This is a genomic window from Micromonospora sp. NPDC048040 (genome assembly GCF_055587185.1).
In genome coordinates, this window is the sequence record NZ_JBVJGT010000002.1 from 61,489 (window position 1) to 87,539 (window position 26,051).

General features: G+C 72.0%; 26 protein-coding genes, 1 tRNA gene and 1 other RNA gene. 9 read left to right on the top strand and 19 right to left on the bottom strand.

The window, feature by feature from the left end; genetic code table 11:
• Nucleotides 1–24 precede the first annotated feature (24 nt).
• The 3 genes from ACZ6O2_RS02520 to ACZ6O2_RS02530 form a co-directional block, all read right to left on the bottom strand.
• The gene (locus ACZ6O2_RS02520) at nt 25–693 is read right to left on the bottom strand and encodes a response regulator transcription factor (protein ID WP_350703124.1); all 669 of its coding nucleotides are present in this window, start codon (nt 691–693) and stop codon (nt 25–27) included.
• Nucleotides 693–1,934, bottom strand: a complete 1,242-nt coding sequence (locus tag ACZ6O2_RS02525) for a sensor histidine kinase (protein WP_350703125.1) — start codon at nt 1,932–1,934, stop codon at nt 693–695. The genes ACZ6O2_RS02520 and ACZ6O2_RS02525 overlap by 1 nt, the downstream gene beginning before the upstream one ends.
• Before the next feature lie 88 nt (nt 1,935–2,022).
• On the bottom strand, nt 2,023–2,520 hold the full coding sequence (locus ACZ6O2_RS02530) for a hemerythrin domain-containing protein (protein ID WP_357455080.1): 498 nt from the start codon (nt 2,518–2,520) through the stop codon (nt 2,023–2,025).
• Between the two features lie 235 nt (nt 2,521–2,755).
• Here ACZ6O2_RS02530 and ACZ6O2_RS02535 point away from each other — a divergent pair, with 235 nt between their 5' ends.
• Together ACZ6O2_RS02535 and mgrA are read left to right on the top strand one after the other, a co-directional pair.
• Nucleotides 2,756–3,208 (top strand): GNAT family N-acetyltransferase, encoded by a 453-nt coding sequence (locus ACZ6O2_RS02535; RefSeq protein ID WP_466021759.1) that lies wholly within the window; start codon nt 2,756–2,758, stop codon nt 3,206–3,208.
• Nucleotides 3,209–3,246: 38 nt separating this feature from the next.
• Nucleotides 3,247–4,236: an L-glyceraldehyde 3-phosphate reductase gene (gene mgrA / locus ACZ6O2_RS02540; RefSeq protein ID WP_466021760.1), complete on the top strand. Its 990-nt coding sequence runs from the start codon at nt 3,247–3,249 to the stop codon at nt 4,234–4,236.
• Between the two features lie 101 nt (nt 4,237–4,337).
• On the opposite strand, the gene ACZ6O2_RS02545 is transcribed toward mgrA, so the two are convergent.
• Complete coding sequence (locus ACZ6O2_RS02545; RefSeq protein ID WP_350703132.1) at nt 4,338–4,799, bottom strand: hypothetical protein; 462 nt, start codon at nt 4,797–4,799, stop codon at nt 4,338–4,340.
• Nucleotides 4,800–5,111: 312 nt separating this feature from the next.
• Between ACZ6O2_RS02545 and ACZ6O2_RS02550 the strand changes: the two genes are divergently transcribed.
• Nucleotides 5,112–5,690: a hypothetical protein gene (locus tag ACZ6O2_RS02550; RefSeq protein ID WP_466021761.1), complete on the top strand. Its 579-nt coding sequence runs from the start codon at nt 5,112–5,114 to the stop codon at nt 5,688–5,690.
• Nucleotides 5,691–5,822: 132 nt separating this feature from the next.
• Here the strand turns inward: ACZ6O2_RS02550 and ACZ6O2_RS02555 are convergent.
• Together ACZ6O2_RS02555 and ACZ6O2_RS02560 are read right to left on the bottom strand one after the other, a co-directional pair.
• Nucleotides 5,823–5,895, bottom strand: a tRNA-Ala gene (locus ACZ6O2_RS02555).
• Nucleotides 5,896–5,984: 89 nt separating this feature from the next.
• Complete coding sequence (locus ACZ6O2_RS02560) at nt 5,985–6,575, bottom strand: YqgE/AlgH family protein (RefSeq protein ID WP_466021762.1); 591 nt, start codon at nt 6,573–6,575, stop codon at nt 5,985–5,987.
• A 153-nt stretch (nt 6,576–6,728) separates the two neighbouring features.
• Here ACZ6O2_RS02560 and ACZ6O2_RS02565 point away from each other — a divergent pair, with 153 nt between their 5' ends.
• Complete coding sequence (locus tag ACZ6O2_RS02565) at nt 6,729–7,532, top strand: S-methyl-5'-thioadenosine phosphorylase (RefSeq protein WP_466021763.1); 804 nt, start codon at nt 6,729–6,731, stop codon at nt 7,530–7,532.
• A gap of 58 nt (nt 7,533–7,590) precedes the next feature.
• Entirely contained in the window at nt 7,591–9,186 is a 1,596-nt protein-coding gene (gene mdlC / locus ACZ6O2_RS02570) for a benzoylformate decarboxylase (protein ID WP_466021764.1), read from the top strand.
• 82 nt (nt 9,187–9,268) lie between these two features.
• Here the strand turns inward: mdlC and ACZ6O2_RS02575 are convergent, their stop codons facing one another.
• From ACZ6O2_RS02575 to pruA, 10 genes are all read right to left on the bottom strand, one after another.
• Entirely contained in the window at nt 9,269–10,243 is a 975-nt protein-coding gene (locus ACZ6O2_RS02575) for a hypothetical protein (protein ID WP_466021765.1), read from the bottom strand.
• 41 nt (nt 10,244–10,284) lie between these two features.
• Nucleotides 10,285–10,755, bottom strand: a complete 471-nt coding sequence (locus tag ACZ6O2_RS02580; RefSeq protein WP_466021766.1) for a hypothetical protein — start codon at nt 10,753–10,755, stop codon at nt 10,285–10,287.
• Nucleotides 10,756–10,984: 229 nt separating this feature from the next.
• Nucleotides 10,985–11,360: a transfer-messenger RNA gene (gene ssrA, locus ACZ6O2_RS02585) on the bottom strand.
• A gap of 104 nt (nt 11,361–11,464) precedes the next feature.
• Entirely contained in the window at nt 11,465–11,944 is a 480-nt protein-coding gene (gene smpB, locus ACZ6O2_RS02590; protein ID WP_357455108.1) for an SsrA-binding protein SmpB, read from the bottom strand.
• Between the two features lie 134 nt (nt 11,945–12,078).
• Nucleotides 12,079–12,954 (bottom strand): permease-like cell division protein FtsX, encoded by an 876-nt coding sequence (gene ftsX, locus ACZ6O2_RS02595; protein WP_466021767.1) that lies wholly within the window; start codon nt 12,952–12,954, stop codon nt 12,079–12,081.
• Between the two features lie 65 nt (nt 12,955–13,019).
• Nucleotides 13,020–13,700 (bottom strand): cell division ATP-binding protein FtsE, encoded by a 681-nt coding sequence (gene ftsE, locus ACZ6O2_RS02600; RefSeq protein WP_091097362.1) that lies wholly within the window; start codon nt 13,698–13,700, stop codon nt 13,020–13,022.
• A gap of 118 nt (nt 13,701–13,818) precedes the next feature.
• The gene (gene prfB / locus ACZ6O2_RS02605; protein ID WP_350703153.1) at nt 13,819–14,940 is read right to left on the bottom strand and encodes a peptide chain release factor 2; all 1,122 of its coding nucleotides are present in this window, start codon (nt 14,938–14,940) and stop codon (nt 13,819–13,821) included.
• Nucleotides 14,941–15,098: 158 nt separating this feature from the next.
• On the bottom strand, nt 15,099–15,614 hold the full coding sequence (locus ACZ6O2_RS02610; RefSeq protein ID WP_466021768.1) for a helix-turn-helix transcriptional regulator: 516 nt from the start codon (nt 15,612–15,614) through the stop codon (nt 15,099–15,101).
• Between the two features lie 117 nt (nt 15,615–15,731).
• Nucleotides 15,732–16,535: a tryptophan 2,3-dioxygenase gene (locus tag ACZ6O2_RS02615; protein WP_466021769.1), complete on the bottom strand. Its 804-nt coding sequence runs from the start codon at nt 16,533–16,535 to the stop codon at nt 15,732–15,734.
• 104 nt (nt 16,536–16,639) lie between these two features.
• Nucleotides 16,640–18,268, bottom strand: coding sequence for an L-glutamate gamma-semialdehyde dehydrogenase (gene pruA / locus ACZ6O2_RS02620; protein ID WP_357455118.1), 1,629 nt, complete (start codon nt 18,266–18,268; stop codon nt 16,640–16,642).
• A 247-nt stretch (nt 18,269–18,515) separates the two neighbouring features.
• Here pruA and ACZ6O2_RS02625 point away from each other — a divergent pair, with 247 nt between their 5' ends.
• Nucleotides 18,516–19,589, top strand: coding sequence for a hypothetical protein (locus tag ACZ6O2_RS02625; RefSeq protein ID WP_466021770.1), 1,074 nt, complete (start codon nt 18,516–18,518; stop codon nt 19,587–19,589).
• Between the two features lie 10 nt (nt 19,590–19,599).
• Here the strand turns inward: ACZ6O2_RS02625 and ACZ6O2_RS02630 are convergent, their stop codons facing one another.
• Nucleotides 19,600–20,109, bottom strand: a complete 510-nt coding sequence (locus tag ACZ6O2_RS02630) for a DUF6912 family protein (RefSeq protein WP_350703162.1) — start codon at nt 20,107–20,109, stop codon at nt 19,600–19,602.
• A gap of 216 nt (nt 20,110–20,325) precedes the next feature.
• On the opposite strand from ACZ6O2_RS02630, the gene ACZ6O2_RS02635 reads away from it, so the two are divergent.
• Nucleotides 20,326–20,553 carry a helix-turn-helix domain-containing protein gene (locus tag ACZ6O2_RS02635; protein WP_350685633.1) on the top strand — a complete coding sequence of 76 codons (228 nt, stop codon included), beginning with the start codon at nt 20,326–20,328 and terminating at the stop codon, nt 20,551–20,553.
• A gap of 102 nt (nt 20,554–20,655) precedes the next feature.
• Nucleotides 20,656–21,270, top strand: a complete 615-nt coding sequence (locus ACZ6O2_RS02640; protein WP_466021771.1) for an Rv3235 family protein — start codon at nt 20,656–20,658, stop codon at nt 21,268–21,270.
• Between the two features lie 20 nt (nt 21,271–21,290).
• On the opposite strand, the gene ACZ6O2_RS02645 is transcribed toward ACZ6O2_RS02640, so the two are convergent.
• A complete protein-coding gene (locus ACZ6O2_RS02645; RefSeq protein ID WP_466021772.1) occupies nt 21,291–22,466 on the bottom strand; it encodes an RNA-guided endonuclease InsQ/TnpB family protein in 1,176 nt (391 codons plus the stop codon).
• Between the two features lie 23 nt (nt 22,467–22,489).
• Between ACZ6O2_RS02645 and tnpA the strand changes: the two genes are divergently transcribed.
• A complete protein-coding gene (gene tnpA / locus ACZ6O2_RS02650; RefSeq protein ID WP_466021773.1) occupies nt 22,490–22,921 on the top strand; it encodes an IS200/IS605 family transposase in 432 nt (143 codons plus the stop codon).
• A gap of 129 nt (nt 22,922–23,050) precedes the next feature.
• Here the strand turns inward: tnpA and secA are convergent, their stop codons facing one another.
• Nucleotides 23,051–25,972, bottom strand: a complete 2,922-nt coding sequence (gene secA / locus ACZ6O2_RS02655; RefSeq protein WP_466021774.1) for a preprotein translocase subunit SecA — start codon at nt 25,970–25,972, stop codon at nt 23,051–23,053.
• Nucleotides 25,973–26,051 lie beyond the last annotated feature (79 nt).

Here is a 26,051-nt window from a genome sequence, read left to right on the forward strand (position 1 = left end):
ACCTGCTTGACCCGGAAGGGCCGTTCAGCCCGACGGGGTGACGAACCCCGACTCGTACGCCGCGATCACCGCCTGGGTGCGGTCGCGCACGCCGAGCTTGGCCAGCACGTTGCCGACATGGGTCTTCACCGTCTCCACGCCCACCACGAGGTGCGCGGCGATCTCGGGGTTGGACAGGCCGGTGGTCATCAGCCGCAGCACCTCGGCCTCCCGGTCGGTGAGCCGGGCGGCCTCCAGCCGGTCGGCGCCCCGCCCCCCGTACGCCCCGGCGAGGCGGCGGATGGCGGCGGGGAACAGCAGGGACTCGCCGCGCGCGACCACCCGGACCGCCTCCACCACCTCCGCCGGCCGGGCCCGCTTGAGCAGGAACCCGCTGGCTCCGGCGCGGAGCGCGTCGTAGACGTACTCGTCGTTGGCGAACGTGGTCACCACCAGCACCCGGGGCGGGTCGGCGGAGGTGGCGAGCAGCCGCCGGGTGGCCTGGATGCCGTCGATGCCGGGCATCCGCACGTCCATCAGCACCACCTGGGGGCGCAGCCGGGCGACCAGCGGCGGCACCTCCGCGCCGTCGGTGGCCTCGCCGAGCACCCGCAGGTCGGGCTGGGCGTCGAGGATGGCCCGCAGCCCCACCCGGATCAGCTCGTCGTCGTCGACGATCAGCACGCCGGTGGTGGTCGTCGCGGTGTCGGTCATCAGGTCCCCTCGAATGGCAGCCGTACCCGGATCCGCCAGCGGTCGCCGTCGGGCCCGACGGTCAGCCGGCCGCCGAGCAGCAGCACCCGCTCCCGCATCCCGTCCAGGCCCCGGCCGCCCCGGCCCGGGTCGGCACGGCGCCGGCGGCCCACCGCGTTGTCCAGCTCCAGCTCCAGCGCGTCGGCGTGCACGCCCAGGCGCAGCGTGACCGGCCCCCGACCGTACCGGGCGGCGTTGGTCAACCCTTCCTGGACTATCCGGTAGCCCTCCCGGGAGACGGCCGCGGGCAGGTCGGCGAGGTCGCCGGCGCACCGCGCGTCGACGGGCAGGCCGGCGGCGCGGGTGTCGGCCACCAGCCGGTCCAGGTCGGCGAGCGTACGCTGCGGGGCGGGCGCGGCCCGCCCGCCCGCGGGCTCGCGCAGCAGCCCGAGCACGTGGTCCAGGTCGTCCATGGCGGTGCGCCCGGCCTCCTCGATCGCGGTCAGCGCGCGCCGGGCGAACTCCGGGTCCCGGTCGAGCAGTTCGCGGGCCGCCCCCGCCTGGAGGGTGGCGACGGTCAGCGCGTGCCCCACCGAGTCGTGCAGCTCCCGGGCCAGCCGGTTGCGTTCGGCGAGTCGGGCGGCCCGGGCCTCCAGGGCCGCGATCCGTTCCGCCTGGGCCGGGCCGAGCAGCACCGGGGCCATCGACACGGCCAGCGCGCCCAGCCCGGCGACGGCGTAGCCGAGCGCCACCAGCACCACGATGCCCGTGAGGGTCAGCCAGCCGGTGTCCCGCCCGTCGAACGGCCCGAACCGCTCTCCGCCGGTCATCCCGATGTCGAGGCCGAACTGCTGGCCGATGAAGGCCAGCGCCATCGGCACCGCGCTGAACAGGGCGGCCACCACCAGCCCGCCGCTGACGAGGTGCAGCCCGATCCAGAGCGCCGAACGCAGTCGGGTCTCGCGGTCGGCGGCGTGCCCGGGCGCCGGGTCGGGCAGGTCGACGCCGAGCAGGGCCCGCGCGGCCGCGATCTCCAGCGCCCGGGGGCCGTCGAGGAAGACCGGGACCGCCGCGATGGTCGCCGCGACGACGAGCAGCCCCAGCACCAGCGGCCGGGGCACGTCGGGCTGCGTCAGCATCTGCGCGAACACCACCGCCAGCAGCACGTACGGCAGCACGAGCACCCCGCCGAGCAGCAGGAACACTCCGCGCCGCCAGGTGCTGCCGGCCACCAGCGGGGCGAGGGCGGTGCGGGGCTTCACCCGCCCATTCTGTCCCGGGGCCGCCCCGCGCCGACTCCCCCACGTCGGGGAGATCGGTGGCCCGGCCGCCGGTCGGACGAGGGGCGCGTCAGCGGTGCTCGTCGACGTAGCGCTGCGGGTCCTTGTCGGTGAAGGGCAGGTCTCGACCGTTCCTGTGCTCGCCGTAGAAGGTCAGCCAGCGGCGGCCCAGCTCGGCGCGCAGTTCGTCGCTCGCGTGCCGGCGGAAGTCGGGCAGCGCCTCGTCCTCCTCCTCGGCGAGGTGCTCGCTGTTCTCCCGGCGGGCGGTACGCACCGCCGCCCACCACTGGTCGGAGCCCACCGGGTGCAGCTTGGACTCGGCCACCGCGTCGCGGATCTTGTTGTGGTCGCCGATGGCGTCGACGGTTTCGGCCTCGCCGTCGTCGCCGTGGCGCACCAGGTGCGGGTAGAGGATCGCCTCCTCCGCCTCGGCGTGGATGTCGAGGTGCAGGGCGAGCGCGTCCCAGATCGCCAGCAGCTCGTGCTCGTCGCGGGCGTCGTCGAGGCGGGCGAAGCCCCGCCGGAAGGCGGCGTGGTCGTCGAGGATCAGCGCGGTGATGTCGTCCATCGGGCTCACTTTCCGGTTCGGGCCCGGAGCAGGCGGGGCATCGCCCGGGACCCGAACTGCCAGGTGCCGAGGCCGATCGTGGACAGGGGTTTCGGGGTGTCGAGCTGGACGAGGCGCATGTCACCGAACTTACCCGGACAAGAGGGACGGTACGCCCGTTCGGGCTCGCGCAAGGAGCGGCAGCGCCCCGGTGCCGGCCCGGTGCCGCTCGCCGCACCTCCGGCACAATGGGCGGGTGCGATTCCTCATCCGGCCCGCCCGGCCCGACGAGGCGACCGAGCTGACCGAGCTGGCGCTGCGCTCCAAGGGCCACTGGGGATACGACACGGAGTTCCTGGCCCGCTGCCGTACGGAGCTGACGCTGACGCCGGCGGACGTGACTGCCCGACACGTGGCGGTGGCCGAGCGGGACGGCCGGGTGGTGGGCCTGGTGGTGCTCGCCGGCGCGCCGCCCGAACTGGAACTGGACATGCTCTTCGTGGACCCGCCGGCGATCGGCACCGGCGCCGGCCGGGTGCTGTTCGACCACGCCGCGGCCGCCTCCCGCGCCGCTGGCGCCCGTACGCTGTGGATCGAGGCGGACCCGGGCGCCGAGGCCTTCTACCGGCACGTCGGCGCGGTACCCGCCGGCACCTGCGTCTCCCCCTCCACCGGCCGCACCCTGCCCCGCCTCCGCTTCGACCTCTGACCTCCGCGTCGGATCGGGCGGGAGGCTAGGGTCGGGGCGTGACGTACCTGGCAGCGGACGACCGTTACGAGACGATGGCCTACCGGCGTAGCGGGCGCAGCGGGCTGCGGCTGCCCGCGATCTCGCTCGGGCTGTGGCACAACTTCGGCCCGGACCGGCCCTACGAGCGGCAGCGGGACATCGTCCGCCGCGCCTTCGACCTCGGCGTGACCCACTTCGACCTGGCCAACAACTACGGCCCGCCGCCGGGCGCCGCCGAGGAGAACTTCGGCCGGATGCTCGCCACCGACCTCAGGGCGTACCGGGACGAGTTGGTGATCTCCAGCAAGGCCGGCTACCTGATGTGGCCGGGCCCGTACGGCGAATGGGGTTCCCGCAAGTACCTGGTCTCCTCGTTGGACCAGTCGCTGCGCCGCCTCGGGCTGGACTACGTCGACATCTTCTACTCGCACCGTTTCGACCCGGACACCCCGCTGGAGGAGACGATGGGCGCGCTCGACGCCGTCGTCCGCTCCGGCAGGGCGCTCTACGTCGGCATCTCCAACTACGACTCGGAGCAGACCGAGCGGGCCGCCACGATCCTGCGCGAGCTGGGCACGCCGCTGCTGATCAACCAGCCGTCCTACTCCATGCTCAACCGCTGGACGGAAGACGACGGCCTGCTCGACACGCTGGAGCGGGTCGGCGCGGGCTGCATCGCCTACAGCCCGCTCGCCCAGGGCCTGCTCACCGACCGCTACCTCGGTGGGATCCCCGCGGACTCCCGGGTGCGCACCAGCGTCTTCCTCAGCGAGAGCGACCTCGGCGAGGAGAAGATGGCCACCATCCGGGCGCTCGGCGCGATCGCCGAGCGGCGCGGCCAGTCCCTGGCGCAGCTCGCGCTCGCCTGGGCGCTGCGCGATCCGCGGATGACGAGCCTGATCATCGGGGCGAGCAGCGTGCCCCAGTTGGAGGCGAACATCGCCGCGCTGGACAAACTCGACTTCACCGCCGAGGAACTGGCCGAGATCGAGCGCCGCCTCGGCTGAGCCGCACCGGTTCCCGGGAAGTCTGGAAATGGCGTCGACGTGATTGCCGGACGGGCCGGTGGAATCGCACCACCGGCCCGTCCACGCACTCAGCAGTTCATCTACTGCGGGTGCGAGACGTCCCCGCAGGTGACGATTCCACCGATGGCCGGGTTGGCCCGAGCGTGGTACCAGACGGTGCCGGACGAGTCGGCCATCGAGCCGCCCCAGAGAACGCAGCCGCCCAGGCCCACGTACGTCTTGGCCGGCCCGGCGTAGTAGAACTTCAGCCCCTCGTCCTGAACCGGCGACGCGTAGTCCGTGTCGGCGTAGACCCCGGTGCGGGTCGCCACCCCGGCGTACGCCGACTTGATCGTCACCACGCACGCGTAGCCGGTCAGGTTGTTGCGCAGCAGGTGGACCGTGCCCAGCAGCTCGCCGGTGTCCTTGCGGATCGGGTCCTGGTCGATCCGCGTGTAGCCGACGCCGCACACCGCCTCCGGCGTGTACGGGTTGACCGCCGCCTGCGCCGGGGCGCCCACCACCCCGACCAGGGCCGCCGCCGCCGTCACCGCGACCGCCATTCTCCGCATCATTCGGAACACCCGTTCTCCCCCTTCACCGAGCGATCTGGTTGCCGGGACAGAATGGCAATTCCGGCACGCAACGATGTATGTCCGAACCAGACACCACAACGGCATCGATGTGTGCCCGACGGCCACCCCGACCATTTCACCAGCGGTGGCACGGCGCTTTCATTGACGTTCTTTGATTATGACCAATCACACGATCAACTCTGCCGCCGTCACAGATCACTCGTGCGGGGGAGGCGGCGGCCCGAGAAGACTTGTGATGCTGCGAGTCGAGAGCACAATCCGCTCACACCAGGAGAACGCATGACCAGAGCAGGCTTCCGCACGTTGGCGGCCCTCAGCATGGCGACGGTGACCGCGTCCGCCGTCCCGGCCGCTTCTCCGGGGGCGGCCTCCACCCGGACGCAGTCGATCGCGAGCGTGACCGGGTCGGCACGGGTCTTCTACCCCCAGGCGCCCGACGACGACGTCCGTTTCACCTTCGACGCCCACGCCGTCTCCCCCACCGCAGGTCAGTTCCCTCACCCTGCCGATGCCGAGGGAACGGTCCACGTCCACCACCGGGTGGCCGCCTTGAACCTCACCCTCTGGGCCGAAGGAGAGGTGAACTGCGTGATGACCAGCGGCCGAGCCTCGACACTGACCGCGATCGTCACGAAGACCTCGCCCGAGCTGACTCAGAGCTGGCTGGGCAGGCACCTCGGCTTCACCGTCTTCGACGGCGGTGACGACGATTCCGGGCGCAGCCTCGACCAGTTGGGTTCGACAGGACCGGTAGAGAACCTGGCCACGTGCATGGCCGGGAGCCCGAACGCACCCGTCATGGCGCCCGCGCCGTTCTTCACGGTACGAAGCGGCGGACACCGGGTCACACCCGCCTGAAACGCCGCACCAAGGCCAGCCGGCACCTGCCGGTGCCAACTGGCACAGTTGTGGCACGTGGCGGGCCAAGAGCCGCAGGAACGCCGAAACGCCCTGGTGGGGGATCTCCCTCACCAGGGCGTTTCGCAAGGGTGGAGCCGAGGGGACTCGAACCCCTGACCCCCACACTGCCAGTGTGGTGCGCTACCAGCTGCGCCACGGCCCCTTGCCTCGTCCCGGTCGCCCGGGCACGAGAGAACTATACACACGCCCCGCCGCATGGTCATCTCGCGGGGTCCCCACCCCGCCGGTGGCTCAGTTGAGCGCCACGTCCGGCGGGAAGTGGGCGACCGCGGCCATCATGCCGCCCTGCCGGCGCAGCACCATCGGCCACAGGTCGTCGGGCCGGTCCACGAAGGCGTCGCCGGGAAGCGCGTCCAGCACGAACCAGGAGCCGTCCTCGATCTCCTGCTCCAACTGGCCCGAGCCCCAGCCGGAGTAGCCGGCGAAGACGCGGATGCCGCTGATGCCCTCCCGCAGCCGCTCCGGGTCGACCGACAGGTCGAGCGTGCCGACCGCGCCGGAGATCGGGTGGAAGCCCTTGAGCCGCTGCACCGGGTGGCGCATCCGGGCCAGGCAGATCGCCGAGTCGGGCTGCACGGGCCCGCCCTCGAAGAGCACCGCCGGATCGCGGGCCAGGTCGCTCCAGTCGCCCAGCACGTCGGCGACCGGCACCTCGGTCGCCCGGTTGAGCACCACGCCGAGGGCGCCGCCGGGCTCGTGCGCGACCAGCAGCACGACGGTGCGGTCGAAGTTCGGGTCCTTCAGCGCCGGCGTCGCGACCAGCAACCGCCCGGCCATCGACCCCGTAGCCCGCCCGCCGATCGCCTGCCCCTCTCCCTGCATGCCGGACCCCCGTCAGACCGACCGCACCAGGACGCCCGGGGGCAGCACCGGTGCCGTGCGCGCTGTCAACGCCATGCCTGGCACCATAGCTTGCCCCCGGGGCGGTGGTTAAGGTCTGACGGTCGGGTGATCGACAGACCTGAGGGAGGACCGATGGGCGTCACGGCGGAACTCGCGGTGATCGGGGGCTCTGGGCTCTACGCGCTGCTCGACGGCGCGACCGAGCACAAGGTGGACACGCCGTACGGGCCGCCGTCCGACGCCGTCACCATCGCCGACGTGGGCGGCCGGCGGGTGGCCTTTCTGCCCCGCCACGGCCGGGACCACCGCCACCCGCCGCACCTGATCCCGTACCGGGCCAACCTCTGGGCGCTGCGCTCCCTCGGCGTACGCCAGGTGCTCGCCCCGTGCGCGGTGGGCGGGCTGCGGCCGGAACTGGGGCCGGGCACGTTCGTGGTGCCGGACCAGCTCATCGACCGCACCAGCGGGCGCGCGCAGACCTACTACGACCAGAGCGCGGTGCACGTCTCGTTCGCCGAGCCGTACTGTCCGGCCGGCCGTCGCACGCTGCTCGCCTCGGCGGCGCGGCGGGACGTCCCGGCGGTGGACGGCGGCACGGTGGTGGTGGTCGAGGGCCCCCGCTTCTCCACCCGCGCCGAGTCGCGCTGGTTCGCCTCGATGGGCGGCGCGGTGGTCAACATGACCGGGCACCCGGAGGCGGTCCTCGCCCGCGAGCTGGCCCTCTGCTACTCCTCGATCGCCCTGGTCACCGACCACGACGCCGGCGTGGAGGGTGGCGGCGCGGTGACCCAGGAGGAGGTGTTCCGGGTCTTCGGCGAGAACACCGACCGGCTGCGGGGCCTCCTGCTGGACGCGGTCGCCGCGCTGCCCGCCGAACGGGACTGCGACTGCGGGCGGGCGCTGGACGGCATCACCCTCCCCATCACGCTCCCCTAACGGGGGGAGGCGGCGAAAAGCCCGAGATGCCCGGGGAGCCCCGATAGATTGGGGGGCGATGGCAACGGTCCGCGACACCACGTACGACCTGCTCCGTGCCCTCGGCCTGACCACCGTCTTCGGCAACCCGGGCTCCACCGAGGAACCGTTCCTGCGGGACTTCCCGGACGACTTCCACTACGTGCTCGCCCTGCACGAGGCGTCGGCGGTCGGCATGGCGGACGGCTACGCGCAGGCCACCGGCCGGCCGGCGCACGTCAACCTGCACACCGCGCCCGGCACGGGCAACGGCATGGGCAACCTCGTCACGGCGTGGCACAACCGGACCCCGCTGATCGTCACCGCCGGCCAGCAGACCCGGGAGATGCTGCTGCTCGAGCCCCGGCTGACCAGCAGGCGGGCCACCGAGCTGCCCCAGCCGTACGTGAAGTGGAGCCACGAGCCGGTCCGCGCGCAGGACGTCCCGGCGGCGCTGATGCGGGCGTACGCGACCGCGGTGCAGCCGCCCGCCGGGCCGGTCTTCCTCTCCCTGCCCCTCGACGACTGGGCGCAGCCCGCCGACCCGCCCCCGCCGGTGCGGACGGTGGCCACCCGGTTCGCGCCCGACCCGCAGCGGCTGCGGGAGTTCGCCGCCGTGCTGGCCGGCAGTCGCGCGCCCGCGCTGGTGCTCGGCGCGGCCGTGGACCGAACCGGCGGGTGGCCGGCCGCGGTGGCGCTGGCGGAGCGGCTCGCCGCGCCCGTCTGGTCGGCCCCCGCGCCGGAGCGGGCCGCGTTCCCGGAGGACCACCCGCACTTCCGCGGGGTGCTGCCCTTCGCGACGGGGCCGCTGGCGGAGGCGCTGGACGGGCGCGACACCGTGCTGGTCGTCGGCGCGCCGGTGTTCCGGTACTACCCGCACGTGCCGGGCGAACATCTGCCCGACGGCGCCCGCCTGCTGCACGTCACCGACGACCCCGAGGAGGCGGCCCGGGCCCCGGTGGGCGACAGCCTGCTCGGTGACGCGGGGCTGGCCCTGGCCGCCCTGGTCGACCTGTTGCCGGCGGCCGACCGGCCGGCGCCGCCGCCGCGCCCCGACCCGCCACCGCCGCCGGGCGGGCTGCCGCCGGCACCGGACGCGCTCTTCGCGGCGCTGGCCCGGCACTGGCCCGCCGACGGGATCCTGGTCCAGGAGTCGCCGTCCAACCTGCCGGCGCTGCGCCGCCGGTTGCGCAGCACCCGGCCCGGGTCCTACTTCACCATGGCCAGCGGCGGTCTCGGGTACGGCCTGCCGGCGGCCGTCGGCATCGCGCTGGCGCAGCGCGACACCGGCCGGGGCCGGCCGGTGGTCGCGGTCATCGGGGACGGCTCGTTCCACTACTCGGTGCAGGCCCTCTGGACCGCCGCGCGGCTGCGCCTGCCGCTGGTCGTCGTGGTGCCGGTCAACCAGCAGTACGCCATCCTGAAGTCGTTCGCCGACTTCAAGGACACCCCCGGGGTGCCCGGGCTGGACCTGCCGGGGCTGGACATCACCGCCATCGCCCGTGGCTACGGCTGCACGGCCACCGTCGTGACAGACCCGGACCAGCTCGGCGACGCCCTGGTCGCCGGTTTGCGGGCGGACGGCCCGACGGTGCTGCCGGTGCCGGTCAGCACCGAGGTGCCCCGGCTCCTGTGACCCGCCGGCGGGGCAGCGACGAACTGGGCCGTGAGTCGCCACCCCGTCAGCACCGGCCCGTCTGCCGCGTGCCGGCGCCGCGTCAGCTCGTGGTGAGTCGCAGCGGCGCGCCGGTGAGCACGTCGAGCACCGGCCGGTCGCCGAGCGGCGCCTTCAGCGTGGCGGTGACCGGCTCGAGCTTCAGCAGCATGATGCACTCGCCGGTGGCGGTGGTGACGCCGCCGCCGACCACCACCACGTCGTCGCGCTCCTGCACCAGCGGGGTGATCCCGGTGTCGCAGCTGCCCACGCCGAGCCGCCAGGTCAGCGTGGCGCCGTCGACGGACCGCAGGTCCTGGGCGCCGACCACGCCCTGTGGGGCCGGGCTCGCCGGCGCGGCCGGCTCGGGCAGGGCGGTGACGGCCGAAGGCGCCACGGCGACCCGCGCCACCGGCGCGGAGAGTTCCTCCACGGTGAACAGCCACGCCGGCACCTGCGCCTCGCCACGGCTGGTGCGCACCGGCGCCGTGCCCAGCTTCACGGCGGTCACCGTCAGCGGGACGCAGGCGGTCTGCGCGGTGCTGCTGACCGGTCCGTCGGGGCCGGGCTCGATGGTGGGGCCACCGGGGCCGGGCCGGCCGGGGCCGTTCGGCCCGGCAGGGCCCTTCGGCCGGCCCCCGCACGGCGGCGGGTCGCCCTGGTCGAGCTGCCCGTAGGCGGTGGCCGCGCTGATCAGCGGCACGGTGAGCGTGCCGTCCGGGAACCGGATGGTGCCGTCGGCGGGCCGGTCGGCGGGCAGGTCGACCTGGTCGCGGTACCAGCCGCTCTGGAAGGCCGTCCTGGTCGCCTCGGTGAAGCCCGGATCGCCGAGCAGCACCGTCGGGTCCTGCACCGGCACGTATCCGGTCTTCCACGCCGGGGCCGGTCGCCACGCCTCGGCCACCTCGGTGGCCCGTTGGGTGAACGCGTCCCGGCGGGAATCGGAGCCGGCGGGAGCGACCGGCTCGGAGCCGGCCGGGGCGCACCCGGCGACGATCATCAACAGCGGCAGGCCCAGCAGGGCGGCGGTACGGCGCATGTCGGTTGGACGCCGGGGCGCCGCCGCCGGTTCCCGCGCGCTCAGGTCTCCCCGCCGAGATCCGTCTCGTACGCCTGCCAGATGAGGTCCGCGCCGCGCTGCCGGTGCCGGGCGAGGGCGCGCGCCAGGTGCCCGGCCCGGCCGAGGAGGTCGTCGGCCGACGCCTCCGGCAGTTCCGCCGCCCGGTGCAGGGCGGCCAGCGCGGCGGCGATGGCGGCGTGCTCCCGGGCCAGCAGCCGCACCCCGCGCTCCAGCCGGGGCGCCTGGCCGAGCAGCTCGGCGTAGAGTCCGGCGGGCCCCTCGGTGACCCGGACGTGCTCCGCGAAGCCCTGCCGCACGGGCCCCAGCCGGAACAGGACCCGCTCCCGCCAGCGCGGCTCGGCCGGCGGGGCCGCCAGGGCCCGGGTGAGCGCGTGCAGGTCCCCGAGCAGGGTGGCGGGGGGCCGGCGGGCGGCGGGCGGCCGGAGCGCCCCGGGGACGGTGGACGGCTGCTGAATCGGACCGGTGACCATGGGCACCTCCCGCGTCGCGTCTGACCGTACAGCGATGGTGGACCCGGCGCGTTTGCCCTGTCCAGAGGCGGTAACACCTCATCCGCCCCGTCAGCCGCAGCAGCCCCTCACGCCCCACTGGCCCCGCGTCCAGGCCCTCCCGTCCCCGCGCCCGGGCCCTCCCGTCCCCGCGTCCGTGCTCGGAGACGACGATGCGCCCCGGTCCGGTGGACCGGGGCGCATCGACTGGTGGTGGAGGTGCCGGGAATCGAACCCGGGTCCTTCGCCGCCTTGTCAGGGCTTCTCCGAGCGCAGCTCGCTGTGCCTCTACTCGGCCCCTCCGATCACGCGAGCGAGTCGGTGTGACGGGCCCAGTCGCTGATTGATCTCGCCGCACGGACCCCGCGACCGGGTCCGGTTGGCCAGCCTTCTAGCTGATGCCGGCTAACTGGGTCGAAGGCGCTCCCAGGCCGACAGACTTGCTACTCGCCTCAGGCGGCGAGAGCGAAGTCAGCGCGATTGTTCTTGGCGCTTATTGGTTTCCGACGAACGATTCTCGAGACGACGTCGGCTTCCTCGGCTCGCTTCCCCTGCCGCAACGTACGAAGTCGAAACCAGTCACCCCCTCGACGGGCCGCCCCTGTGGCGGCTCCACCAAGCCTAACGCCTGCCGCAACGGGTTTCATCCCGAGCCCCGGGTCGGCGCGCCGACCCGGACAAAGCAGACAGATCAGTCATCCATCCCCTTGCCGCGCCGGCCGGCGGCCCGGGCGATCTCCCGGTCCGCGTCCCGCTTGGCGAGGTCCTGCCGCTTGTCGTACGACTTCTTGCCCTTGGCCAGGGCGATCTCGACCTTGGCCCAGCCGTCGGAGAAGTAGACCTGCAACGGCACCATGGTCAGGCCGCCCTCGCGGGTCTTGCCGATCAGCCGGTCGATCTCCAGCCGCTTGAGCAGCAGCTTGCGGGTCCGCCTCGGCTCGTGGTTGGTCCAGGTGCCCTGCGTGTACTCCGGGATGTGCATCCCGTGCAGGTAGAGCTCGCCGTTGCGCTCCTGGGCGAACGCGTCGACCAGCGACGCGCGCCCGGCCCGCAGCGACTTGACCTCGGTGCCGGTCAGCGCCATACCCGCCTCGTAGGTGTCGAGGATCGAGTAGTCGTGCCGGGCCTTCTTGTTGGAGGCGACGACCTTGCGCCCCTTCTCCCGTGGCATCGGCGCCACCCCCTTTCCGTGTGACCGCGCCCGGAGTGACCGGCCGCGGGGCGGAGATCATGCTACCCGAACGACAAGGACCCTCCCGCGCCGTTTATTCCTGGCGCGAGAGGGCCCGTCGAGCCGTACGGAAGCTAGACCCGCAGGTAGAAGCGGAGGGTGACCCAGGCGGTGACCGCGCTGACCAGGCCGCCGACGCCGGCCATCAGCGGGAACATCACCAGGATGTCGCCCCAGCCCACCGGGGAGAGCAGGCCCTGTAGCGCCTGCAACGATCCGTCGAAGAGGAGGTACTTCGCCGCGATCAGCGCCACCAGGCCGAGCAGCGAGCCGATCAGGCCCGCGACCACGGCCTCCAACACGAACGGCGCCTGGATGAACCAGTTCGACGCGCCGACCAGCTTCATGACCGCGACCTCACGCCGCTTGCTGTACGCGGCGACCTGGATCGTGTTGGCGACCAGGAGCAGCGCGGCGACGGCCATCACGATCGCGGCGGCCAGGGCGATGTTCTGGATCGAGGTGAGGATGTCGAAGATCTTGTCCAGCAGCTGGCTCTGGTCGACGATCTCGTCGACGCCCGCGGTGTCCTTGTACTGGTCGTAGATGCTCTTGTACTGCTCGGGGTTGTTCAGGTTAAGCCGGAACGACTCGGGCAGGCTGTCCGCCTTGACGGCGCTGAGCAGGTCCGGGGCGTCCTGGAACATCTCCTGGAAGCGCTTGTACGCCTCGTCCTTGTTGACGTAGATGACCTCCTTGACCAGCGGGTCACCCTTCAGCTGGCCTTCCAGGGCTTCACGCTGCTCAGGGGTCACCTCCTGGTCGAGGAAGATCGAGACCTGGATGTTCTTGTAGTAGAGGTCCTTCATGTCGTCGACCTGGCGGTACATGAGACCGCTGGCGCCGAGCATGGTCAGCGAGACAGCCATCGTGATGATCATCGCGATGGTCATGGTCACGTTGCGCCACAGTCCGACCAGTACCTCGGACAGGACGTATTTCACGCGCATCGGGATTTCCTCCGGGTCTCCGGCATGAGGTGTTCGTCGTCAGGCTGCGCAGGGGCGGCGTCGGCTCAGCCGTAGACGCCGCGGGCCTGGTCGCGCACGATGCGGCCGCTCTCGATCTCGATGACCCGGCGGCGCATCTGGTTCACGATGTTGGAGTCGTGCGTGACCATCACGACGGTCGTGCCGGTGCGGTTGATCCGGTCCAGCAGGCGCATGATCTCGATCGAGGTGTCCGGGTCGAGGTTTCCGGTCGGCTCGTCCGCGAGCAGGATCAGCGGACGGTTCACGAACGCCCGGGCGACGGCCACCCGCTGCTGCTCACCACCGGAGAGCTCGTGCGGGTAGCGGTGCTCCTTGCCACCGAGCCCGACCAACTCCAGCACCTCCGGCACGACCCGGCGGGCGACCGCCTTGGTCTTGCCGATCACCTCGAGGGCGAACGCCACGTTCTCGTACGCGGTGCGGTTCGGCAGCAGCCGGAAGTCCTGGAAGACGCAGCCGATCGAGCGCCGGAAGTGGGGTCGCTTCCACGAACGCATCGAGGTGACGTCCTTGCTGTTGACGATGACCCGGCCCTTGTTGGGCGAGACCTCGTGCAGCAGCAGCTTGATGATGGTGGACTTGCCGGAGCCGGATGGACCGATGAAGAAGACGAACTCGCCCTTCTCGATCGAGACGGACACGTTGTCGAGCGAAGGCCGGGACGCCTTCGGGTACGTCTTCGTCACTTGCTCAAGCTGAATCACGGGTGGTGAGTCTACGCGGTGTAACCGTGGAGCCAAGCCCCACGCCCCGCCGTTGCGAGTCGCGTCATCTATTTGCGGGGTTACGCGGAGATCGAAGACGCGTTCCGCCCGCGGCTGATCACGCAGTGTCGCCGGCCAGCTCCTGCTGCTTACGCCACCGGATCCCGGCCTCGATGAAGCTGTCCAGGTCGCCGTCGAAGACCGAGGACGGGTTGCCGGTTTCCTGCTCCGTCCGCAGATCCTTCACCATCTGATAGGGGTGCAGGACGTACGAGCGCATCTGGTCGCCCCACGCGCCGGTGGTCTCCTTCTTCAGGCCCTGGAGCTTGGCCTGCTCCTCCTGGCGCTTGACCTCCAGCAGCCGCGCCTGCAGCACCCGCAGCGCGGACGCCTTGTTCTGCAGCTGGGACTTCTCGTTCTGGCAGGTGACCACGATCCCGGTCGGGATGTGCGTGATCCGGACGGCGGAGTCGGTGGTGTTGACGCTCTGCCCGCCCGGGCCGGAGGAGCGGTAGACGTCGATCCGCATCTCGTTCTCGGGGATGTCGATGTGGTCGGTCTGCTCCACCACCGGCAGCACCTCGACCCCGGCGAAGCTCGTCTGCCGGCGGCCCTGGTTGTCGAACGGGCTGATCCGCACCAGCCGGTGGGTGCCCGACTCGACGCTGAGCGTGCCGTAGGCGTAGGGCACCTTCACGGTGAAGGTGGCCGACTTGAGGCCCGCCTCCTCGGCGTAGGAGGTCTCGTAGACCTCCGTCGGGTAGCCGTGCCGCTCGGCCCAGCGCAGGTACATCCGCAGCAGCATCTCGGCGAAGTCCGCCGCGTCCACGCCGCCGGCGCCGGCCCGGATGGCGACCAGCGCCTCCCGGGAGTCGTACTCGCCGGAGAGCAGGGTGCGGACCTCCATCTCCTGGATGGCCTTGGTCAGCCCGGCGATCTCCGACTCGACCTCGGTGAGCACCCCGGGGTCGGACTCGGCCTCGGCCAGCTCCAGCAGCACCCCGGCGTCGTCGAGGCGGGAGCGGAGGGTGGAGAGCTTGTTGATCTCGCCGTTGACGTACGACAGCTGGGAGGTCACCTGCTGCGCCTTGGCCTGGTCGTCCCACAGGTCGGGCGCGGAGGCCTCCTGCTCCAGGCGCGCCTTGTCCTCCCGCAGGCGGTCGACGTCGAGCACCGACTCGATGTTGCGCAGGGTGGCGTCGAGGTCCTTGAGCTGTTCGGCGTAATCGGCAGCGGTCACGACAGACAAGGGTACTGCTCGTGCGAGGAGTGAGCTTGCGAGCCCCGCAGTCACGAGCGAAAAGATGACTCCGCTCGTGGGAGGAGTGAGCTTGCGAGCCCCGCAGTCACAAGCGAAAAGATGACCCGCTCGTGGGAAGAATGAGCCCGCGAGCCCGGTCAGCCGACCGGGGCGCTCTTCAGCCAGGACAGGGCCGCCTTGTGGTAGGCGACGGCGAACTCCAGCGCGCTGGCGTCGTACGTCTCGCCTTCCTTCTTGGCGTTCTTGACCTGCTCGCGGACCTTGGCGAGCGCCTCGGTGTGGTATTCGTTGGCCGCGGCCTGGAGGTTCTTGAGCTGGTTGGCGGAGTGCAGGTCGCCGAAGGCGATCCGCATCGCGATCGGGTTGCGGATCGTGTCCCGCCCCGGGTCCTCCGTCAACCAGCGGGAAAATGTCCGTTTTCCGGCTGCGGTGATCGCGTACGGCTGGCTGGAGCGCGGCCCGGGCTTGCCCATCCGGACGAGACCCCGCTCGGCCAGCACCGGCAGCTCCCGGTAGACCTGACTACGGGTCATCGACCAGTACGGCGCCAGCCGGCGCTCGGCGGCGGCCATCAACTGGCCACCTGTCATGGGGCCCTCATGGAGCAGCCCGAGCAGGGCCGCCGCCGTGGGGTTGACTCCGGAATCCGCCATGGCCATCACGCTGCCACTTTGCTGACGTGGCGTCCAGGATTTCACGGTTTCGCCACCCGGTAGGGCTTCCTATGTGCACTGTCGGCGCGAGACAGTCCGCGCCGGAGCATCGATGTCTCAGAGCCGGCTGCGCAGCTCCCACAGCTCGGGGTAGAACCGGCTCTCGACCCGGGAACGCAGGTACGCCCCGCCGGCCGAGCCCCCGGTGCCCGGTTTGGTGCCGATCTGCCGCTCGGCCATGAGCACGTGCCGGGCCCGCCACAGCGAGAACGCCTGGTCGTGCGCGACCAGCGCCTCCGCGAGGTCCCACAGCAGCCCGAACCGCTCCCGGTCGGCGGCGATCGTCGCGTACGCCGCGAAGCGCGCCTCCGCCTCGGAGACGTCGAAGCCGGCCCGGCCGAGCACGGCCAGGAAGCCGTCCCAGAGGCTCGGCTCGGCCAGCCGCCGCTCCAGCCGTTCCCGCTCGACGGCGGGCAGCCCCCGGAACCGGCGCAGGTAGTCCGGGTCCTTCAGGCCGGAGAGGAACTCGATCTCCCGGAACTGGGCGGACTGGAAGCCCGACGCCGGGGCCAGCTTGGTGCGGAAGGCCAGGAAGTCCTGCGGGGTCATCGTGTCGATGACGTCGACCTGGCCGATCAGCACCCGCTCCACCGCGTGGCAGCGCTCCAGCCGCACCCGGGGCAGGTAGGTTTCGCCGGCCAGCATCCGGTCCCGGGCGTCGGTCAGCTCGGCGAGCAGCAGCTTGAACCACAGCTCGTAGACCTGGTGGATGGTGATGAAGAGCAGCTCGTCGTGGGAGGCCGGGTCGGACTCCGGCACCTGTGCCGCGAGCAGGTCGGCCAGCCGCAGGTAGTCGCTGTAGGTGAGCAGGCCACCCTGCTCGCCGAAGCGGGGGTCGTGCGCGGGGGTGGGGTGGGTCACAGCGGCCACGGTACCGCCGCCCGGCCGCCCCCGCCTCTCCCCGCCACCGTGCGGGGAAGGGCCCTTCCCGTCCGGGAACGGCGGGAAGGGCCCTTCCTGACGCCTCAGCCCATGTGCGGGTACGTGTGGTCGGTCGGCGCGACGAAGGTCTCCTTGATCGTCCGGGGCGACATCCACCGGACGAGGTTGTGCCAGGAGCCGGCCTTGTCGTTGGTGCCGCTGGCCCGGGCACCGCCGAAGGGCTGCTGCCCAACCACCGCGCCGGTCGGCTTGTCGTTGATGTAGAAGTTGCCGGCGGCGTACCGCATCTTCTCGGCCACCGCGTCGACCACCCGGCGGTCGGTCGCGAAGATCGACCCGGTCAGCGCGTACGGCGCGATCGACTCGGCCTGGGCGACCACGTCGTCGAAGCGGGCGTCGTCGAAGACGTGCACGCCGAGAATCGGCCCGAAGTACTCGGTGGTGAACGTCTCGTGCGCCGCGTCGGTGCACTCGAACAGCGTCGGCCGGACGAAGTATCCGACGGAGTCGTCGGCGGTGCCGCCGGCCAGCACGCGGCAGGCGTCGTCGTCGGAGATCAGCTCCAGCGCGGCGGTGTGCCGGTCGAACGCCTTGGCGTCGATCACCGCGCCGCCGAAGTTGCCGAAGTCGGTGACGTCGCCGTAGGTGAGGGACTCCGTGGTGGCGGCCAGCCGGTCACGCAGCCCGCCCTCCCAGAGCGACCGCGGGACGTACGCCCGGGAGGCCGCCGAGCACTTCTGGCCCTGGTACTCGAAGGCTCCCCGGATCAGCGCGGTGTGCAGGGCGTCGACGTCCGCGCTGGTGTGCGCGACGACGAAGTCCTTGCCGCCGGTCTCGCCGACCAGGCGCGGGTAGCCCCGGTAGCGGGAGATGTTCTCCCCGACGGTCTTCCACAGGTGCTGGAAGACCTTGGTGGAGCCGGTGAAGTGGATGCCGGCCAGGTCCGGGTCGGCGAGCACGACGTCGGAGACCTCCTCGCCACGCCCGGTGACCATGTTGATCACGCCGGGGGGCAGGCCGGCCGCCTCGAACAGCCGCATGGTGAAGTGCGCGGCGAACTGCTGGGTCGGGCCCGGCTTCCAGACCACCGTGTTGCCCAGCAGGGCCGGCGCCGAGGGCAGGTTGCCGGCGATCGCGGTGAAGTTGAACGGGGTGATCGCGTAGACGAAGCCCTCCAGCGGGCGGTGGTCGAAGCGGTTCCACACCCCCGGCGACGACATCGGCTGCTCCTCCAGCAGCTTCCGGGCGAAGTACACGTTGAACCGGAGGAAGTCGACGAACTCGCAGGCCGAGTCGATCTCGGCCTGGATGGCGGTCTTCGACTGGCCGAGCATGGTGGCCGCGTTCAGGGTGTCCCGCCAGGGGCCGGCGAGCAGCTCGGCGGCGCGCAGGAAGATCGCGGCGCGCTCCTCGAACGGCAGGGCCCGCCACATCGGGGCGGCGTCCTTGGCGGCCTTGACCGCCGCGCGGGCGTCCTCGTGGTCGGCGTGCCCGGTGACGCCCAGCACGTGCGCGTGCTTGTGCGGCTGCACCACGTCGATCGACTCGCCGCCGGCCATCCGCTGCTCACCGGCGATGGTCATCGGCAGGTCGATCGGCTCGGCGGCCAGCTCGGCCAGCCGCCGCTGGAGCCGTTCCCGGTCGACACTGCCCGGCTCGTAGTTGCGCACCGGCTCGTTGCGCGGCTCGGGTACGGAGAACACGGCGTCCATCAGGGCTCCTGGCGATCTCGACAGCGGTGGCGAAATCGGACCCGCGGGCACCGGCCGGACGACCGGCGCCGGACGCCGCGGGGGTGAACCGGTCGCGGCGGCGGGACCTCGCCCGATTGTTTCACGGCGCGGCCCTCACCCCACCCCCACCACCAACCGACCGGGGCGGGCCCGGCGGGCGCGTACGCTGGGTGGCCGGTGAACTGCCGGCCCCGCCGAGGGCCGGGCGTCCGTCGGAGGGATGAGGATGACCAAGCAGCCCGGCAGCTCCGCCGCCGCGGAATCGGACCAGCCGGTTCCGGCCGACGACGCCACCGCTGCCGGACCGGGGCGGGAGCCGGGCCCGGCCGACGCCGACGGGTCGGACCGGCCGGCCGCCGACGGCGACGGGGTCGCTCCGGCGCTCGCGCCCGGCGCACCGGTGCTCGCGCTCCTGGCGCTCGGCTGGCTGACCGCGATGCTCTGGTCGACCCGCGAGGCGATCGACTCGGCGGCCGCCGGGATCACCGCGATCAGCCTCTCCGCGTTCGCCCTGCCGGGGGTGATCTCGGCCGCGCTGGTCGCCGGCGCCGCCTTCGCCCTCTTCGGCGTCGACCTGCTCGCCCGCCGGGGCAGCGACCGGGTGACCCTGCGCTTCGTGGCCGCGATCGGCACCGGCCTGCTGGTGGCGCTGGCCGCCGCGTTCGCGATCAACCTGACGTACGCCGACAACGCGACCACCAACGTGATCGCCGGCACCACCGCCGCCGCGGCGACGATCGGCGGCGCCATCGCCGGCGCCCGCAGCGCGCCCGTGGTCGGTGCCGTGGTCGCCGCCGCCCTCGGCACGCTCGTCTTCGTGGTGGCCTTCAGCCAGGCCCGCGACCCCCTGTTCGACCTCTTCGGCGCCGGCGACTCCCAGGAGTCGCTGCTCACCGCCGCCAAGTGGGTGTCGCGCACCGAGTCGCTGCTCGCCGGCCTGGTGGCGGGGCTGCTCGCCTTCGGCTACCTGACCTGGGCCCGGCGCCGGGCCGCCCGGCGGGAGGCGGCGACGCCCGCGCCGCGCTGGCCGGCGTACCTGCTGGCCGGGGCCGGCCCGGGCCTGCTCCTGCTCCTCGCCGAAGTGATCATCCGGGTCGGCGGGCGCTCCCTGCTCGACCTGGCCGGCGCCCTGAGCGAGGCGGACGCGGTGGCGCAGACCTCGCTGGGCACCTCCCGGGTCGACAACGGCATCTGGGTGCTCTTCGTCGGCGCGCTGACCGCCATGATCGCCTTCGGCCGCACCCTGGGCCCGGCCCACGCCGACGACGACGAGCCGGCCGAGGCCGCCCCCACCCGCTGACGCCGGGGGGTCAGGAGGCGGCGCGGAGCAGCAGGTCCAGCTCGGAGACGTCGTACCACTCCAGCTCGTGGTCCTCGGCCCCGTCGACCGTGAACTGGGCGTCCGGGTCGCCGGCGAGGGCCTCGGTGACCACCTCCGCCGCGGCGGCCACGTCCTCGACCGCGTCGGCGCCGTCCACGTGGATCGCGGCGACGGCGGCGACGGGCACGGGCGCGCTCAGCTCGACCGCGCTGGAGCCCAGCTCCCCGTCGCCCCGGCCCACCGCCGAGGCGGGCAGGTCCACCGAGACGACCACGCGGCGGCGGGGCGCGTCGGGATCGGCCCGGAGCAGTTGCAGCGCGTCCTGGGCGGCGCGGGTGAAGGCGACGTACTCCAACTCCTCCTCGTCGCCCTCGGCGTACCACTCGCGCAGGGCGGGGGTCACCGCGTGCGCGGCGGCCACGGGCAGCCCCGGCCCGCGCAGGAGGGTCAGCATCGGGACGGTCGCCGGCACGTACACCCGGACAAGCTCCTCGGTCACCGGTCGTCTCCCCCGCTCAGGTCCGCCGCCGGCCTCCGCCGGTCCGCCGCCGATCATGCCGTACGCCGTGACCGTCATACACCTCGCACCTGCGCGACGGAAGCTCCCGGCCGGTGTGTCCCGCCGGACGCGTCGCCGCAGGTCCCGCCCGCCCGCTGGGCGACGTCGGCAGTCGGTGGCAAACTGAGCCAAACGACGCCGACCCCGGGAGTTTCCGTGGAACCGAGGTTCCTGCTGCTCTCCGACGTGGCCACCGAGCTGAACGTGTCGGACTCGCAGGTCTACCACATGGTGCGCAGCGGCGAGCTGCCGGCGATCAAGATCGGCGGGCGTGGCCAGTGGCGCGTGGAGCGTGCCCGGCTGGAGGAGTACATCGAGCGCAAGTACGCCGAGACCGCCGAGTGGGTGCGGAGCAACCCGCTGGCCGAACGCGACCCGGAGTAACCACCCGAACGCCCCCAGCCATTGACCATCGGCTCGGCCGTGTCCGAGAATGGAGCCAGTCGAAGGCAAACGTAGGTAAACGCAAGATCATGGGAGGTCCGGATGACCGACTCGCGCCGTCCCGGCCCGCCGCGCCCTCCCGTCCGGCTGCGCCCCGCGCCCTCGTTCGAGCCGCCGTTCGCCGATGACGACGCCGCACACTGGCCCGCCCCGGCGCACGCCCAACTCGTCCTCGACCTGTTCGAGCCGGCCCGCCGCGACCCCGACCGGCCGCCCGGCCGCCGGGCGCGGGTGTCGCCCGCCCCGGCGGGACCCGGCCGCGGGCCCGCCGCCCCGCTGTCCCCGGGCGCGCTGGTGACCGCCACCCCCGAGGCCACCCGGGCCGCCCACCGCTTCGTGAGCACCTGCCTGGAGGTGCTCAACGGCTACCGTCCGCCCGGGCAGCTCCGCCCGCTGCTCGACCCGGCCAGGGCGGCCGGGCTGCTGCCCGAGCTCGCCCGCGCCACCGCCCGGTCCGGCCCGGCGCGTCGCCGGTCCACCCGGCCCGCCGTACGGCAGCGCCGGCTGCGGGTCTGCGAGCCGCGCGCCGCCGCCGTGGAGGCGGCCGCGGTGCTCGCCGGCGCGGGCGGGCGCACCTGGGCGATGGCGCTGCGCTTGGAGCACCGCCGCGGCACCTGGCTCTGCACCGCCCTACAGGTGCTGTCAACTACCCGCTAATAATTGGGCGGGTTTGCAGATCAACCTCGCTGCTGGGTGCAACGAGGTGCCGCGTGTGGGCGGTTGACTGCGCCCCAGCTGTCCACGCCGCGCTGGGCGATGTTGACGGCCGCATTCCGATCCGCGTGGGCAACGACCCCGCATGACCGGCAGATGAAGGTGGCTTGGTCGGGCCGGTTCTGCTTGTCCCGGTGACCGCACTGCGCACACGTCTGCGAGGTGTACGCCGGGTCGACCTGGACAAGAGCGACTCCGGCGCGGTGTGCCTTGTAGGTCAGGAAGGAGCCGAGCTGGGCGAACGCCCACGAGTGCACCGTAGCCCGTTGGGGCTTGCGCAGCCGTACCCTCTGCCGGATTCCCGTCAACTGCTCGACGGCGATCCCGCGCGAGGTGCGTGCGGCCTCGGCCACGATGCTTTTCGAGATCACATGGTTGGTGTCGGTGGCATGCCGCGCTTCCTTGCGTCTGCGCCGGGCCAGCAGCCGCCGCGAGGACTTGGTGCCCTTGGCTTGCAGACGGGCGCGCAGTCGCAGCTGCCGCCGCCGGTAGCGGTTCAGTTTCTCCCCGTCGTACACCCGCCCGTCGGAGTCGGTGGCGATGTTCACCACGCCGAGATCCACGCCAAGGAACCCCTGCGGGTCGACCGGATCAGCCTCGGCACCCTCGACGGTGGCGTACAGAAACCACATGCCGTCGCGGTGCACGAGGTCGGATTCCCCGACCGGCAACTCGGCCACGGCCTTGAGTTGGTCAGGCGAACCGGTGTAGGCGACACCCTTCAGCCGTCCGTCGATTGTCCAGATCGACACGGTGCGCGCGTCGGACTGCCACGACAGCATCCTGGCGTCGTACGGCTGCGCGGCGTCCCAGCGGAATCGGACCGGCCTCGTCTCGACCCGCCGCCGGCGCTGCGACCCTGGCTTGCCGTAGTTGCCGGCTTTGATGTTGGCGTGCAGCGTGGTGTAGGCGTCGGCAACCTTCTTGATGACGTGCTGCGCGGCCTGCGCCCCGAGCCGATAGTCGGTCTTGATGTCCCGGTAGGCGTGCCGGCGCAGGTCGTAGTTGCGGTAGCAGTCGATGCCGCGGGCCATCCGCGCCACGCCGGACGCCGCCTCGTTGCAGGCGCGCAGGGTCGCCGTCAGCGCGGACGCCTGCTGCGGCGTCGGCAGCAGCTTCACCTGCACGACCAGCTTCACCAACGCACCGTACCATTTGGTCCATGTCACCTCGGTGGACCCCAGACCCAGACGTGCGCAGGGGCCGCAGCGTCGTCCACAACCTTCACGTGCACTTGGTCTTCACCACCAAATACCGACGCGGCGCTCTCACCGATCCGATCCTCACCCGCTGCCAGCAGGTCATGTCCCAGGTGTGCGAAGACTTCGGCGCGCAGCTACGCGAGTTCAACGGCGAAGACGACCACGTCCACCTGCTCGTGCACTACCCGCCAGCCGTGGCTCTGTCGAAGTTGGTCAACTCACTCAAGGGCGTCTCGGCACGGTATCTACGGCAAGAGTTCTCGTCCCACCTCAGTCGGTATCTGTGGGACGGTCACCTGTGGTCGCCGTCGTACTTCGCCGCCTCGTGCGGCGGTGCCCCGCTGGGCGTGGTCAAGGAGTACATCGAGAACCAGAAGCATCCAGGCCCGTGACGGCGTTCTCCCGGCCGTACATGGCCGGAGTTCCCGCCTTATTCACTACTGAAACGCGGATCGAGCCGCGGTCGGCGAGGACCGCGGCTCGATTCGCTCCGGCGGGGCGCAGCCCCGCTCACCTGTCGATCAGGCGCCGCCGTTGGGGGCGCCGTGGCAGCGCTTGTACTTGCGACCGGAACCGCACGGGCACGGCGCGTTGCGGGACGGGCCGTTGCCGGCCTCCGCCTGCCCCGGCGCCGGACGCCGGGCGGCGCTCGCCGCGACGGCCGGGCCGCGCAGGCCCGTCGCCGGGCGCTGCGGTGCGGCCGGGGCGGTCGTCCCCGGTGCGGCCGGGGCGGCCGGTTCCGGCCGGCCGACGCCGAGCGCCGGCGCCTGCTCGTCGGCGCGTTCGACGGCCACCGCACCCGCGCCGGCCTCGCCGTCGATGGTCGGCGCCGAGTACTGGAGGCCCTGCTGCTGCGGCGACCGGCCCAGGCCCTTGGCCCGGATCTCGACCGGCTTGTCGAGCAGCTTGACCTCCTCGGCCGCGGGCTCCGGCTCGTTGACCTGGACCTCGACGTTGTAGAGGAAGCCGACCGTCTCCTCCTTGATGCCGTCCATCATGGTGGCGAACATGTCGAAGCCCTCGCGCTGGTATTCCACCACCGGGTCGCGCTGGGCGTACGCCCGCAGGCTGATGCCCTCCTGGAGGTAGTCCATCTCGTAGAGGTGCTCGCGCCACTTGCGGTCGATCACCTGGAGCAGGACCATCCGCTCCAGCTCGCGGGTGCCGTCCGCCCCGAGTTGCTCTTCGCGCCGGTCGTACGCGGCGTGCGCGTCCTCCTTGAGGCGGGCGAGCAGGAAGTCCGCGTCGATGCCCGCCCGGGACCCGCCGGCCTCCTCCTCCAGCTCATCGATCGTCACGCCGACCGGGTAGAGCTGCTTGAGGCTGGACCAGAGCTGCTCCAGGTCCCAGTCCTCGCCGTAGCCCTCGGAGGTGGCCCCCCGCACGTACGCCTCGACGACGTCGTCGATCATGTTGCGGACCTGGTCGGAGAGGTCCTCGCCGTTGAGCACCCGCAGGCGCTCGGCGTAGATCACCTGGCGCTGCTTGTTGAGCACCTCGTCGTACTTGAGGACGTTCTTGCGGATCTCGGCGTTCTGGCCCTCGATCTGGGCCTGGGCGCTCTTGATCTGGCGGGTGACCATCTTCGACTCGATGGGCACGTCCTCCGGGATGTTGAAGCGCTCCATGACCGCCTCGACCGCCCCGGAGCGGAAGCGCTTCATCAGCTCGTCCTGGAGCGACAGGTAGAACCGGGACTCGCCCGGGTCACCCTGCCGGCCGGAACGACCGCGCAGCTGGTTGTCGATCCGGCGGGACTCGTGCCGCTCGGTGCCCAGCACGTAGAGGCCGCCGGCGTCGGCGACCTCCTCCGCCTCGACGTCGCAGGCCTGCTTCCACTTGGGCAGGACCTCCTCCATCGCCTTGGCGTACTCCTCCTCGTGCTCGATCGGGTCGAGGCCACGCTGGCGGAGCTCGTTGGCGGCGAGGAACTCGGCGTTGCCGCCGAGCAGGATGTCGGTGCCGCGGCCGGCCATGTTGGTCGCGACGGTGACGGCGCCCTTGCGGCCGGCCTGGGCGACGATCTCGGCCTCACGCGCGTGGAACTTGGCGTTCAGCACGGAGTGCGGGATGCCACGGCGGCGCAGGAGCTGGGAGAGGATCTCGGAATTCTCCACCGAGACGGTGCCGACGAGCACCGGCTGGCCCACCGCGTGCCGCTCGGCGATGTCCTCCACCACGGCGTTGAACTTGGCCTTCTCGGTCTTGTAGATCACGTCCGGCCGGTCCTGCCGGACCATCGGCCGGTGGGTCGGGATGGTGACGACACCGACCTTGTAGACCTTGTTGAACTCGCCGGCCTCGGTCTGCGCCGTACCGGTCATGCCGGAGAGCTTCTCGTAGAGGCGGAAGTAGTTCTGGAGGGTGATGGTGGCCAGGGTCTGGTTCTCCTGCTTGATCTCCACCCCCTCCTTGGCCTCGATCGCCTGGTGCATGCCCTCGTTGTAGCGGCGTCCGTGCAGGATGCGGCCGGTGAACTCGTCGACGATCAGGACCTCGCCGTCGCTGACGATGTAGTCCTTGTCGCGCTTGAAGAGCTCCTTGGCCTTGATGGCGTTGTTGAGGTAGCCCACCAGCGGGGTGTTCACCGACTCGTAGAGGTTGTCGATGCCCAGCCGGTCCTCGACCTTCGCCACGCCGCGCTCGGTGACGGCGATGGTCCGCTTGGCGTGGTCGACCTCGTAGTCGCCCTCGCCGTCCTTGCCGGGCTGGAGCCGGGCCACCACGCCCGCGAACTCCGTGTACCAGCGGGCGGAGTGCTCGGCCGGGCCGGAGATGATCAGCGGGGTGCGGGCCTCGTCGATCAGGATCGAGTCGACCTCGTCGACCACCGCGAAGTTGTGGCCGCGCTGGACCAGCTCGTCCCGCGACCAGGCCATGTTGTCGCGCAGGTAGTCGAAGCCGAACTCGTTGTTCGTGCCGTAGGTGACGTCGCACTCGTACGCGGCGCGGTGCTCGACGGCCGGCCGGTTGGGCAGGACCACGCCGACGGTGAGGCCGAGGAACTCGTGCACCCGCCCCATCCAGGCGGCGTCGCGCTGGGCCAGGTAGTCGTTGACCGTGATGACGTGCACGCCCTTGCCGGAGAGCGCGTTGAGGTAGACCGGCATGACCGAGGTCAGCGTCTTGCCCTCACCGGTCTTCATCTCGGCGATGTTGCCGAAGTGCAGCGCCGCTCCGCCCATCACCTGGACGTCGTACGGGCGCTGGCCGAGCACCCGGGCGGCCGCCTCCCGGCACACCGCGAAGGCCTCCGGCAGCAGGTCGTCGAGGGTCTCGCCGTCCGCGAGCCGCTCCTTGAACTGGTCGGTCATGCCGCGCAGCTCGTCGTCGCTGAGGTTGACGTAGTCGTCCTCGATCGAGTTGACGGCGGCGGCGATGGCCTTCAGCCGACGCACCATACGGCCCTCGCCCGCGCGGAGGACCCTTTCCAGAATCGACACGGATCAACGCTCCCCTAGACAGTCTCGAACCATCGTAGGCGCTCCATCGGCGCGATGGTCACTGGTGGCGGCCCTCCGA

What these genes read in the sequence shown, in the direction of transcription:
- ACZ6O2_RS02520 (WP_350703124.1), bottom strand. Translation starts at nt 693, where the DNA reads ATGACCGACACCGCGACGACCACCACCGGCGTGCTGATCGTCGACGAC.
- ACZ6O2_RS02530 (WP_357455080.1), bottom strand. Translation starts at nt 2,520, where the DNA reads ATGGACGACATCACCGCGCTGATCCTCGACGACCACGCCGCCTTCCGG.
- ACZ6O2_RS02545 (WP_350703132.1), bottom strand. Translation starts at nt 4,799, where the DNA reads ATGGCGGTCGCGGTGACGGCGGCGGCGGCCCTGGTCGGGGTGGTGGGC.
- ACZ6O2_RS02550 (WP_466021761.1), top strand. Translation starts at nt 5,112, where the DNA reads ATGACCAGAGCAGGCTTCCGCACGTTGGCGGCCCTCAGCATGGCGACG.
- ACZ6O2_RS02560 (WP_466021762.1), bottom strand. Translation starts at nt 6,575, where the DNA reads ATGCAGGGAGAGGGGCAGGCGATCGGCGGGCGGGCTACGGGGTCGATG.
- ACZ6O2_RS02565 (WP_466021763.1), top strand. Translation starts at nt 6,729, where the DNA reads ATGGGCGTCACGGCGGAACTCGCGGTGATCGGGGGCTCTGGGCTCTAC.
- mdlC (WP_466021764.1), top strand. Translation starts at nt 7,591, where the DNA reads ATGGCAACGGTCCGCGACACCACGTACGACCTGCTCCGTGCCCTCGGC.
- ACZ6O2_RS02575 (WP_466021765.1), bottom strand. Translation starts at nt 10,243, where the DNA reads ATGCGCCGTACCGCCGCCCTGCTGGGCCTGCCGCTGTTGATGATCGTC.
- ACZ6O2_RS02580 (WP_466021766.1), bottom strand. Translation starts at nt 10,755, where the DNA reads ATGGTCACCGGTCCGATTCAGCAGCCGTCCACCGTCCCCGGGGCGCTC.
- smpB (WP_357455108.1), bottom strand. Translation starts at nt 11,944, where the DNA reads ATGCCACGGGAGAAGGGGCGCAAGGTCGTCGCCTCCAACAAGAAGGCC.
- ftsX (WP_466021767.1), bottom strand. Translation starts at nt 12,954, where the DNA reads ATGCGCGTGAAATACGTCCTGTCCGAGGTACTGGTCGGACTGTGGCGC.
- ACZ6O2_RS02610 (WP_466021768.1), bottom strand. Translation starts at nt 15,614, where the DNA reads ATGGCGGATTCCGGAGTCAACCCCACGGCGGCGGCCCTGCTCGGGCTG.
- pruA (WP_357455118.1), bottom strand. Translation starts at nt 18,268, where the DNA reads ATGGACGCCGTGTTCTCCGTACCCGAGCCGCGCAACGAGCCGGTGCGC.
- ACZ6O2_RS02625 (WP_466021770.1), top strand. Translation starts at nt 18,516, where the DNA reads ATGACCAAGCAGCCCGGCAGCTCCGCCGCCGCGGAATCGGACCAGCCG.
- ACZ6O2_RS02640 (WP_466021771.1), top strand. Translation starts at nt 20,656, where the DNA reads ATGACCGACTCGCGCCGTCCCGGCCCGCCGCGCCCTCCCGTCCGGCTG.
- tnpA (WP_466021773.1), top strand. Translation starts at nt 22,490, where the DNA reads ATGTCACCTCGGTGGACCCCAGACCCAGACGTGCGCAGGGGCCGCAGC.